The sequence below is a fragment of the Robertmurraya sp. genome, from assembly GCF_036676585.1.
GTDB lineage: Bacteria > Bacillota > Bacilli > Bacillales > Cytobacillaceae > Robertmurraya_A.
The window spans coordinates 46,392-57,200 of sequence record NZ_JAKFCQ010000147.1; the positions used below are offsets into that span (position 1 = coordinate 46,392).

Genomic DNA, 10,809 nt, shown 5'->3' on the forward strand with positions numbered 1-10,809 from the left:
TTGATCATAGAGAACGAAAAGGGGTTAGGAGTGAAAGACATGTCTGATTTTGTTCTTGAACTGAGAGGGATTACGAAGACCTTTCCAGGTGTAAAAGCACTTGATAATGTTCAATTTCAGTTAGGGCCGGGAGAGATTCATGCATTAATGGGGGAAAATGGAGCGGGGAAATCGACTTTTATCAAGGTCATTACCGGCGTTCATCAGCCAGATGAAGGGCAGATGTTCCTGAATGGAAAAGAGGTCAATTTTAAAAATCCAACAGAAGCGCAAAAAGTTGGAATTGCTGCTATCTATCAGCATGTGACCTGCTACCCTGACTTAAGTGTAACGGAAAATATTTTTATGGGTCACGAAAAAATACAAAAAGGGACAAGAAGAATTCGATGGAAGGAAATGCATGAGGAAGCCAACCGATTATTAAAGGAATTAGGTGCAAGCTTTGATGCCAAAACCATTATGGGAACGCTCAGTGTCGCACAGCAGCAAATGGTTGAGATTGCAAAAGCCTTGTCCACAAATGCCAAAATCATCATTATGGATGAACCAACGGCAGCCTTGAGTCGAAACGAGAGTGAAGATCTTTATCGAATAACGGAGAAGTTAAGAGATAGTGGAACATCGATTATCTTCATTTCTCACCGGTTCGAGGATATGTACCGATTGGCAAGCAAGGTAACCGTTTTTAGAGACTCCAAATATATCGGCTCATGGGGTGTTCATGATATTTCCAATGAAGACTTAATTGTCGCGATGGTTGGAAGAGAAATTAAGCAGTTGTTTCCAAAAGTAGAAGCTTCTATTGGACCCGAAGTACTAAGAGTCGAGGGATTAGGGAAAACAGGCTTTTTTGCAGATGTCTCTTTTACGCTTCGTAAGGGGGAAATCATTGGGATAACCGGACTAGTTGGAGCGGGACGAAGCGAGGTATGTCAAGCCATCTTTGGTGTAGAGCCGGCAGACAAAGGAAAAATTTTTGTCAAAGGGCTAGAAACAACCATTCAAACTCCGCTTCAGGCGATGAACAAAGGAATAGGATACTTGCCTGAGGACAGGCAACAGCAAGGACTCATTCTTTCATGGGGGATTGATAAAAATATTACCTTATCCTCCTTGCCTTTAATATCCAAAAAAGGGTGGATGAATCGGAAGAAGGAAGACGAGTATGCTAACAATCTATCAAAAAAAGTGAATGTGAAAACACCGAGTGTGGCCAACTTGGTGAGCTCTCTTTCAGGGGGAAATCAGCAAAAGGTGGCTGTGGCAAAGCTTTTGATGACGGGTTTGGACATTATTATCCTTGATGAGCCTACGAAGGGTGTCGATGTTGGAGCAAAGTCGGCCATCTATGAAATTATCAGCAATCTGGCTGCACAAGGATACGGCGTCATCATGGTTTCCTCGGAGATGCCAGAAGTGATCAGTATGAGTGACCGAATTCTCGTGATGAGAGAAGGAAGAATTACAGCAGAAATTCAAGCAAAGCAGGCGACACAGGAAGCAATTCTTGAAGCAGCGATGGCGAGTAAGGAACCAACAGACGGTCAATCGCTCGAGGCATCCGGCTTATAAGGGGGGAGAAGTATGACTGCAAATAATGGACAAAAAGGAACGCTCATAGAAAATATCGCAAAGTTCCGTGAGGTCGGATTACTCGGCTTCATTATCATCCTATCGGTCGTCATTCAATGGAGAAATTCAAGCTTTTTAACCTTGGAAAACATAAATGACATGATTACGAATACGGCAATCTTAAGCATTCTTGCGGTGGGGATGATGCTCGTTATTATCACAAGAGGAATTGATCTATCTATCGGGGCAACTCTTGCCTTATCAGGAATGATTGCTGCCTTAACGGTGGGAGCTTTTCCGAATCTGAGCCCCATCTTGGCCATTTTATTAGGAACTTTTATTGGGTTGGTCAGTGGGGTCATCTTAGGGGCGATTATTTCAAAGGGAGGCGTCCTTCCCATCATCGCAACACTGGGGATGATGTATATCTTCCGTGGTCTTACCTTTATGGTGAGCGGTGGACAGTGGGTGAGTGCTCATCAAATGCCAGATAGCTTTAAAGGCATTGCAACGGGTTCGTTTTTAGGAATCAATAATCTTATTTTAATCGCTGTACTCATTTATGTAGCATTCTACTATTTTATCAATCATACAAGAACAGGCAGACAAATTTATGCGGTAGGAAGCAATCCAGATTCAGCAAAAATAAGCGGAATTAACCATGATAAAATTATCTGGCTTGTTTACACGATCATGGGTGGTCTCTCTGGTTTGGCTGGAGTGTTGTGGGTATCGAAATTCGCTTCTGCACAAGGAGATACAGCGTCTGGTTATGAGTTAACAGTCATTGCTGCATGCGTACTTGGTGGAGTAAATATTGCGGGAGGATCGGGGAAAATCTCAGGAATTATCCTAGGCTCGGTGTTAATTGGGATTATGAATAATGCCCTTCCGTTAATTAATGTTTCTCCCTTCTGGCAGACAGGAATACAGGGGTCCATTATCCTCATCGCTGTTGTCTTAAATGCACTTGTGAAACGAGGAGTAGATATGAATGCTCTCATGAGGAGGAGAATCTAACAATGGATCAGGTAAACAAAAAACCATTTTCATGGAAAGGCTTCTTCCTACAGTGGGAATGGATGCTCATCCTATTGTTTCTAGTTGTTAATGTCATTAATACGAATCTATCACCCTTCTATTTAGATAGTGTTGGCTTACGGGATGCAACCATGACGTTCCTGGATAAAGCATTTATGGTCTTTCCGATGGTGATGATTATGATTTTACGTGATATTGATATTTCTGTTTCATCTACAGTGGCTTTGGCTTCGGTCGTGATGGCTCATTTGTATACCTTAGGCGTTCCGATGGAGTTAGCGGTTGTGATTTGCCTAGCAGTGGGAGCTGTTTGCGGTCTGATTAATGGGCTCTTGATTGTAAGGTTTAAGGAGCTTTCAGCCGTTATTGTTACGCTCTCAACGATGATTATCTATCGCGGAATTGCTTATATCATTCTAGAAGATCAATCAGCCGGTTCTTTCCCTGAATGGTTTGGATTCTTAGGTTGGGGATATATTGGCGGCGTACCGTTTATCTTGATTGCCTTTGTTGTGATGGCTGTGCTGTTTGGGTTATTGCTGCACAAAACGACCTTTGGGAGACGAATATACGCCATTGGAAATAATCCAACAGCCAGTCGTTTCTCGGGTGTTCAAGTAGATAAAATCAAAATAATCGTCTTTACGCTTGCTGGTGTGATGGCGGCCATTACGGCTCTTTTTTTAACATCAAGAATGGGCAGTACAAGACCCAATGTGGCGCTCGGATACGAGTTAGATGTGATCGCGATGGTGGTGTTAGGTGGGATTAGTACAGCTGGTGGGAAAGGAAAAATGATTGGTGCCATTATCGCTGTTTTCCTCATCGGATTTTTACGATATGGACTGGGACTAATCAATATGCCCGCGCAAGTGCTGATGATCATTATTGGACTGTTGCTCATTGTAGCAGTCATGGTTCCTAATCTAAAACCAAAAGCGAAGGCAAAAGGAAAGCCACCGAAGAGTCAAGACCAACAGATCGCTGGATAAATACAATGCAGTCAACGACTGTTTGTAGATAAATAAATCAATACAAAAAAGGGGAGAACAAAATGAAAAAGCTGTTCCTAGGATTTTTGTCAATTTTTCTAGTATTCTCAATGCTTGCGGCCTGTTCGCAAACATCCTCAAACGAGGGATCTGGCGATTCTGGTAGCAAGGATGGGAAGAAGCGTTTTGCCATCGTCTTTAAAAACACCGGTAACCCTTATGGGGAAAAACAAATGGATGGGTTTAAGCAAGCCATTGAGGCACTTGGACATGAAGCGATTTTAAAAGCTCCAGACCAGCCAACAGCTGAAGCTCAAATTCAAATGATTGAAGAGCTGATCTCGCAAAAAGTGGATAGCATTGCAATCGTAGGAAATGATCCAGATGCTCTTCAACCAGCCTTGAAAAAAGCAATGGACCAAGGCATTAAAGTTCTCTCTCTTGACTCTGCTGTTAACGCGCAAAGCCGTATGGTTCACGTAAACCAAGCGGACCCTGTTGCGATTGGACGTGTACAAATTGAAGCCATTTCTGAAATGATTGGCGGAAAAGGACAAATTGCCGTACTTAGTGCAACCTCTCAGGCAACGAACCAAAATGCTTGGATTGAGCAAATGAAGGAAACATTAAAGGATCCAAAATATAAAGATATTGAACTTGTAAAAGTAGCATATGGTGATGACTTACGAGACAAGAGTGTGTCTGAAACAGAAGCACTGTTAAAATCATACCCAGATTTAAAAGGAATCATCGCACCTACCACAGTTGGGATTGCGGCTGCTGGAAAAGTATTAACAGATAAAGGATTAAAAGATAAGGTTCACTTAACAGGTCTTGGCTTACCTAGTGAAATGGCAGAGTATATTGAAAGCGGTGTCTGTGATTGGATGTACCTATGGAATCCAATTGATGTAGGATACTTAGCAGGATACGCAGCGGATGCTCTTGTGAACGAAACGATTACTGGAAAAGTGGGCGACAAGTTCACAGCTGGTGACCTTGGTGAGAAGGAAGTAGTGGAAGACGGAGATGGCACGCAAATCATGCTAGGCGATCCGTTCAAATTTGATGCGAGCAATATTGCGGAGTGGAAAGAAGTATATTAATTTTGGTAAGGGCTTACAGGTCATGTCTGTAAGCTCTTTATTGTTGGAGTCATTAATCATTTTTAATCAATCATTTTGATGGATTTTGAAAATTAAGTGACTGGAAAAATAAAGGGAATGAGAGATAGCAAATAAGCTCCGATAATAGCAAATAAAAATCATGAATCGCAAATAAGTTTTCAGGATAGCAAATATATTTCTAGAATCGCAAATAAAATTTCAGGATAGCAAATAAATCTTTAGAATCGCAAATAAATTATCAGAATCGCAAATAAACACCTAAAGAGGAGCTCAAAGGAAAACATTTTTGTTCAAAAGTGATTGAATTCGGGTTAAATGGCTCTCTAGAGCAACAAAAGTACTGGCCGAATGTAATTTCGGACAGATTTTTTATTGAAAAAAACGATAGCATTCCCGAAATCTATGTATTATAGTTACTTAAAAAGATTCGACAACTTCTTCGCTCAAAAGGTGATGATAAAAATGAAAGCGCTTATCAAAAAAGTTAAAAACGAAAAATATCGCTATAGAAATTTTATCTTAATATTGGCTCTTTCCATTGGTCCATTAATGGGTTTGGGGTTTGTTTCTTTTAATATTACGAAGAATCTATTAATCGAGAATCAGACATCCACCATTCAAAATCATTTAGAAACGTCGAGTGAGGTAGCAGACTTACTATTCCGCAACATTATTAATATGGAACGAATCATCACTTGGAATAAGGATGTTCAAAAAGAGTTGAAGGAAAGTGTTTCGCTTGATGTGGCTGGTGGGAGATTAGTAGACAATGGGTCCCTCAGACGGTTGCAGGATCATATTGCTAGCAGTTTTATAGACACTCAGGATATCGAGTCGGTATGTATCTTTAATGTAGAATTCCAAGGGATGTGTTATGGAAAGTCAGAAAGCTACGGGCGGTATGGAAATGGTGGCTTTCACGAATATATACAAGATACAGATTGGTATAAAGAAGTTGTAAAGAAAGATGGGAAGGCGATCTTTTACGGATATAATGTGCTTCAAGGAAATAAATCAGCCAAAACGTTTTCCTCTGTCAAACTATTGAAAGATCCAGGGGAATTTTACGATCCTGCCACTACAGGGATATTAGTGGTGAATATTAACAAATCGATTTTTTCAAGGGTATTTAAAAAGAGTGAAGATAGTGCCTTCCTTATTTTTGACCATGATCAGGGAATCATGCGTGATGTGTATCGATATCCAAGTTCCTTTCAAATAAGTGAGCAATCCGACTCTCCATTAAAGGACTTGAAAAAGGAAGGATATATTGTCACTGACTACAAAAATCGCATGACGGGTTGGACTTTTTCACACGTGATTAATGAAAAGGAATTATTAAAGCAGTCGAATCAAATTAGGAATGTGACGATTTCCATTGCATCAGTCATCGCCATTGTTGCGTTTGTCTTTTCATTTTTATTATCGGAAACTCTATCGAATCCGATTATGAGGTTACGAAAAATGGCAGCTGATTGGACGAATGGAATGATTCACCCGTCTGAAACCGATACCCCAACAGATGAAATCGGAGCGATTGGGCAAACCTTTCAAAAAATAACGGGTGAGAATAAAGCGTTGAATGAGGAATTAATCCGTGTGCAATTAAAAGAAAGAGAGGCCGAGCTTCGAGCGTTACAAGCGCAAATTAAGCCGCACTTTCTTTATAACACTCTAGATTCTATGTATTGGATGGCGGAGCTAGAAAATAATCATGAGGTAGCAAAGATGGCCGTGGCCCTTTCAGAAACCTTTAAGCTAAGCTTAAATAATGGGAAGGATATGATTCCTGTCTCCAAAGAACTGGAGCATATAAAACACTACCTAACGATTCAAAACCTACGATTTAATTACCGCTTTATGTATGTGGAGGAAGTAGATCCACTTCTATTAGATAAAGAAATTCTTAAATTACTTCTTCAGCCATTAGTGGAGAATTCAATCTATCATGGTCTCGAGCCTAAGGTAGGAAAAGGAACGATTACATTAACCGGTCGCCTCGAGGACGGTTGGGTTATTTTTACCGTAGAGGATGATGGGGTAGGAATTGCAGACCTCGATGTCACTAGAACGGGTTATGGTATGCAAAATGTGAGGGAGCGTTTATTCCTCTGTTATGGCGAAGAGAGTGAGCTTACCGTTACAAGTAAAGTGAACGAAGGGACAAAAGTAGAAATTCGTTTTCGAGAGTTTAAAGGGGGTCAAGAGCATGCGGAAGGCAGTCATTTTTGATGATGAATTTATCGTACTAAAGGGTCTAGAACGAATGATTGATTGGGCTGAGTATGATGTTGAGTTAGTGGGAACTGCTGCTGATGGGGAAGAGGCCCTGAAAATCTTTCACGCGCATCGACCAGATATCGTTTTTACAGATATTCGAATGCCAGGAAAAGATGGATTACAAGTTATTGAAGAGATTATAAAGGAAGCACCTGAGACGCAATGTATTGTGTTCAGTGGATTCAATGAGTTTGACTATGTGAAAAAGGCCTTAAGGCTAGGTGTAGTAGATTACTTAGAGAAGCCAATTACGATACCTATCATCAAAGAAGCCTTAGAAAAAACACTCACCCGAATCACTCAACAAGAAACGGTCAATGTGTTAAAAGATAACAGTCAGAAAGAAAGGCTAGAGAAGGAGACGTTACATTTATTACTTGGAAAAGGTGATGTGTTACAGTGGAGAGAGCTTTTTGGCCAAGGGGAAAAAACGCTTGAAGGGGTAACTGTTCTGGCCCTTTCCTCACCTGTTCCACTCCCTGAACCGATTGAGGACCATCGAATGATACCTCTCCAAAATGGAATAGAGAATTTGTTGGTACTGTGCCATTTGGTAAAAGATGAAGAGAACTTATGGGGGACATTAAGGAAATGGTCGGAAGAGGCTGGAGTGACCGTAGGCTCGGGAAAAATATATTCCAACCTCCTAGACATCCATAAAAGTTATCATGAAGCCCTCCATGCCCTTAGATACGCCCAGTTTATGAATGAACTAGATTGGTATCGATTCGAGGATATTGGTGAACATCCAAGCTATAGCACCGACTTATCGAAACATGAACAAGCCGTTATGTTCCATATCCGAGCAGGTGATAAAGAGGGATTACTGGAACAGCTGAATACTTTAATCAGTCAAATCGAAAGCAGGAGGATTCATCCGGACGTCATTGAACGTGATATCCTAAAGCTTGTCTATCTCGGTTTAGAAGTACTAAAAGAGACCGGGTTTGACCCAAATAAAACATGGCCAACCTATATGCCGCATCTTGATATTCGCAAATGTCAAACAAAGGAGGATATGTTCTCATGGGTTTTCGATCAACTGGAGAAGATCATGGATGCTTCTATTACTATTCGGTCTACTTATAAGCATGAAGCGGTTGAACGTGCTTGTTCCTTTATCCAAGCGAATTTTACTAGAGATCTGACCCTTCAGGATGTTTCTGAGCATGTGGGAATGAACGCAACCTATCTTAGCCTTTTATTTAAAGAAGAGATGGGTGAGTCGTATATCAAATACTTAACTCAGTTACGAATGGAAAAAGCAAAGCAGCTCTTGACGGAGGGGAAAAAGGTTGCTGAGGTAAGTGAGTTAGTTGGTTATCATAGCTATAGACATTTCTCCGAGCTTTTTAAAAAGCATGTCGGAATCAAGCCAGGTCAATTTAAGGAAATGAAATAGTCTTGTTCAATGGAACAGGACTTTTTTGTACGAAAAATTCATACATAAACAAAAAATACGGACGTAATCAAAAAAATGAGACAATTAAAAATTGCGATGAAAGCACTTACAATAAAGATAGATCCAAGGACAACAACCTAGGAAAACATAAAAATAGAATCTGATCTTCCTACAAGGAAGCGAGACAGCTGTCATTGGATTTTAGGTCATCATTATATATAAGGGGGAAGTTAAAAGATGAAGGCTAAAAAGAAAATTTTTGCCGTGCTATCAAGTGCCGCGTTATTCGCAGGAATTATGGCAGGCTGCAGCAGCAACAACGACAGTGCTTCAGGAGACAAAGAAGAAGATTCAGGACAAGTGACGCTAACCATCCTCGTTGATAACCAAACAAACTTGGATGGAATGAAAGCGGTAACAGATACGATCGAAGAAAAATATGACATTAAAACCGAATATGAATTACGTCCGGGTGGGGGAGAAGGAGACAACCTCGTTAAGACACGCTTAGCAACGGGAGACATGACTGACTTAATGGCGTATAACTCAGGTTCTCTTTTCCAAGCATTGAACCCTGAGCAGAACTTTTTAGATATTTCAGAAGAACCTTTTGTAGAAACCATTATGGATGATGCAAAGGACGCATTGTCTTCAAACGGAAAAGTTTACGGTATTCCATCGACTAGCTTTATGGCAGGAGGCTGGTTCTACAATAAAAAGATTTATGAAGAGCTAGGCCTATCTGTTCCGAAAACATGGGGTGAGCTAATGGCTAATAATGAAAAGATAAAAGAAGCTGGAAAAACAGCAGTTATCGGTTCTTACAAAGACTCTTGGACAGCACAAGTTGTCGTACTTGCAGATAATTACAATGTGCTTCAACAACACCCAACGTTTGCAGAGGATTTCACAGCAAATAAGGCAAAAATTGCAGAGACACCGGGAGCACTTCGTAGCTTTGAAAAGTTAGCTGAAGTGTTTGATGCAGGGTACTTAAATGAAGATTTCCTTGCTACTGGTTATGAAGCAGGATTACAGAAGTTAGCTGAAGGGGAAGGCGCACACTACCCAATGTTAAGCTTCGCTCTTCCTATGTTATCAGCGAATTACGCAGAGGAATTAGATAATATTGGATTCTTTCCTCAACCAGGTGATAGTGCAGATGAGAATGGATTAACAGTCTGGGTACCAGGTGGTGTTTATATTAATAAAAACACTGAGCATCCAGAAGAAGCAAAGAAATGGATGGAATTCTTTGTATCGCAAGAAGGAATTGATCTCTACAACGAAAAGATTAAGCCACAAGGACCTCCAGCAGTTAAAGGAGTGGAGCTTTCCGATGATGTGTATGGTGCAGTAAAAGATATGATCCCATTCTTCGAATCTGGAAAAACAGCACCTGCTCTAGAATTCTTAAGTCCTGTTAAGGGTCCGAACCTTCCTCAAATTGCTGTTGAAGTAGGAAGCGGTATTTCTGACGCAAAAGCTGGAGCTGAACTATACGATAAAGACGTTGAAAAACAAGCAAAACAACTTGGCCTTGAAGGCTGGTAATCAGCTGGTTAAATGAGATGAGGCCCTGTCCATTGAGACAGGGCTTCTAATCTAACCAGACTAGAAAAGGGGAATACATTATGACAAAGCTTACCAATCGCTCGTACACGTATTACTTCTTATTGCCCGCAGGAATTATATACTTCGTGTTTTTCCTACTGCCCACGATCATGTCATTTTTCTTTAGTATGACATGGTGGACCCTCACAGATTGGAAATTTATCGGACTTGAAAACTTCATAACTTTTTTAACAGAACCTTCGTTAAACATTGGTTTTAAAAATACGATCATTTACGCAATAGTGACTTGTACGTTAAAGGTAATCTTAGGACTTTTACTAGGTGTCTTCTTAAGCCAAAAGCTAAAAACGATCGGGTTTGTACGGTCTATGGTATTCTTTCCAACCCTTTTAAGTACGATTGCCGTTGGGATGGCCTTTGCGATGATGATGCATCCAACGCAAGGACTGATTAATACGGCATTGAAGATTGTAGGAATTACAGGGCCGGATTGGTTAGGAGACACGACGATTGCTCTACTATCTGTTGCATTAGTAGATGTTTGGAAAGGGGTAGGGATGGCAACCGTCATCTTTATCGCAGGAATCATGTCTATTCCAGAGGACTATTATGAGGCTCTAGCCATTGATGGTGGAAACTCGTTCCATAAGTTTTGGAATATCATTGTTCCATTAAGCAGACCAGCCATGAACTCTGTTATTATTCTAGCTTTTATCGGTGGGTTACGTTCATTTGATTTAGTGTGGGCAATGACTAAGGGGGGCCCAGGATTTAGTACCGACTTGATTGCTTCTATTATTTATAAGCAATACCAAGGTGG

General features: G+C 40.7%; 8 protein-coding genes. All 8 read left to right on the forward strand.

Annotated features, from left to right (window positions below; genetic code table 11):
- The first annotated feature begins 39 nt into the window (after nucleotides 1-39).
- Entirely contained in the window at nucleotides 40-1,572 is a 1,533-nt protein-coding gene (locus ACGLXV_RS18305; RefSeq protein ID WP_391559771.1) for a sugar ABC transporter ATP-binding protein, read from the forward strand.
- 12 nt (nucleotides 1,573-1,584) lie between these two features.
- A complete protein-coding gene (locus ACGLXV_RS18310) occupies nucleotides 1,585-2,592 on the forward strand; it encodes an ABC transporter permease (RefSeq protein WP_391559772.1) in 1,008 nt (335 codons plus the stop codon).
- Between the two features lie 2 nt (nucleotides 2,593-2,594).
- Nucleotides 2,595-3,605 carry an ABC transporter permease gene (locus ACGLXV_RS18315; protein ID WP_391559773.1) on the forward strand — a complete coding sequence of 337 codons (1,011 nt, stop codon included), beginning with the start codon at nucleotides 2,595-2,597 and terminating at the stop codon, nucleotides 3,603-3,605.
- A 62-nt stretch (nucleotides 3,606-3,667) separates the two neighbouring features.
- Entirely contained in the window at nucleotides 3,668-4,711 is a 1,044-nt protein-coding gene (rhaS, locus tag ACGLXV_RS18320) for a rhamnose ABC transporter substrate-binding protein (protein ID WP_391559774.1), read from the forward strand.
- Between the two features lie 483 nt (nucleotides 4,712-5,194).
- Entirely contained in the window at nucleotides 5,195-6,964 is a 1,770-nt protein-coding gene (locus ACGLXV_RS18325) for a sensor histidine kinase (RefSeq protein WP_391559775.1), read from the forward strand.
- Nucleotides 6,942-8,414 carry a response regulator gene (locus ACGLXV_RS18330; RefSeq protein ID WP_391559776.1) on the forward strand — a complete coding sequence of 491 codons (1,473 nt, stop codon included), beginning with the start codon at nucleotides 6,942-6,944 and terminating at the stop codon, nucleotides 8,412-8,414. The genes ACGLXV_RS18325 and ACGLXV_RS18330 overlap by 23 nt, the downstream gene beginning before the upstream one ends.
- Nucleotides 8,415-8,651: 237 nt before the next feature.
- The gene (locus tag ACGLXV_RS18335) at nucleotides 8,652-9,968 is read left to right on the forward strand and encodes an ABC transporter substrate-binding protein (protein ID WP_391559777.1); all 1,317 of its coding nucleotides are present in this window, start codon (nucleotides 8,652-8,654) and stop codon (nucleotides 9,966-9,968) included.
- A gap of 80 nt (nucleotides 9,969-10,048) precedes the next feature.
- Nucleotides 10,049-10,809: carbohydrate ABC transporter permease (locus ACGLXV_RS18340; RefSeq protein WP_391559778.1), on the forward strand; the 761-nt coding region annotated here is incomplete at its 3' end.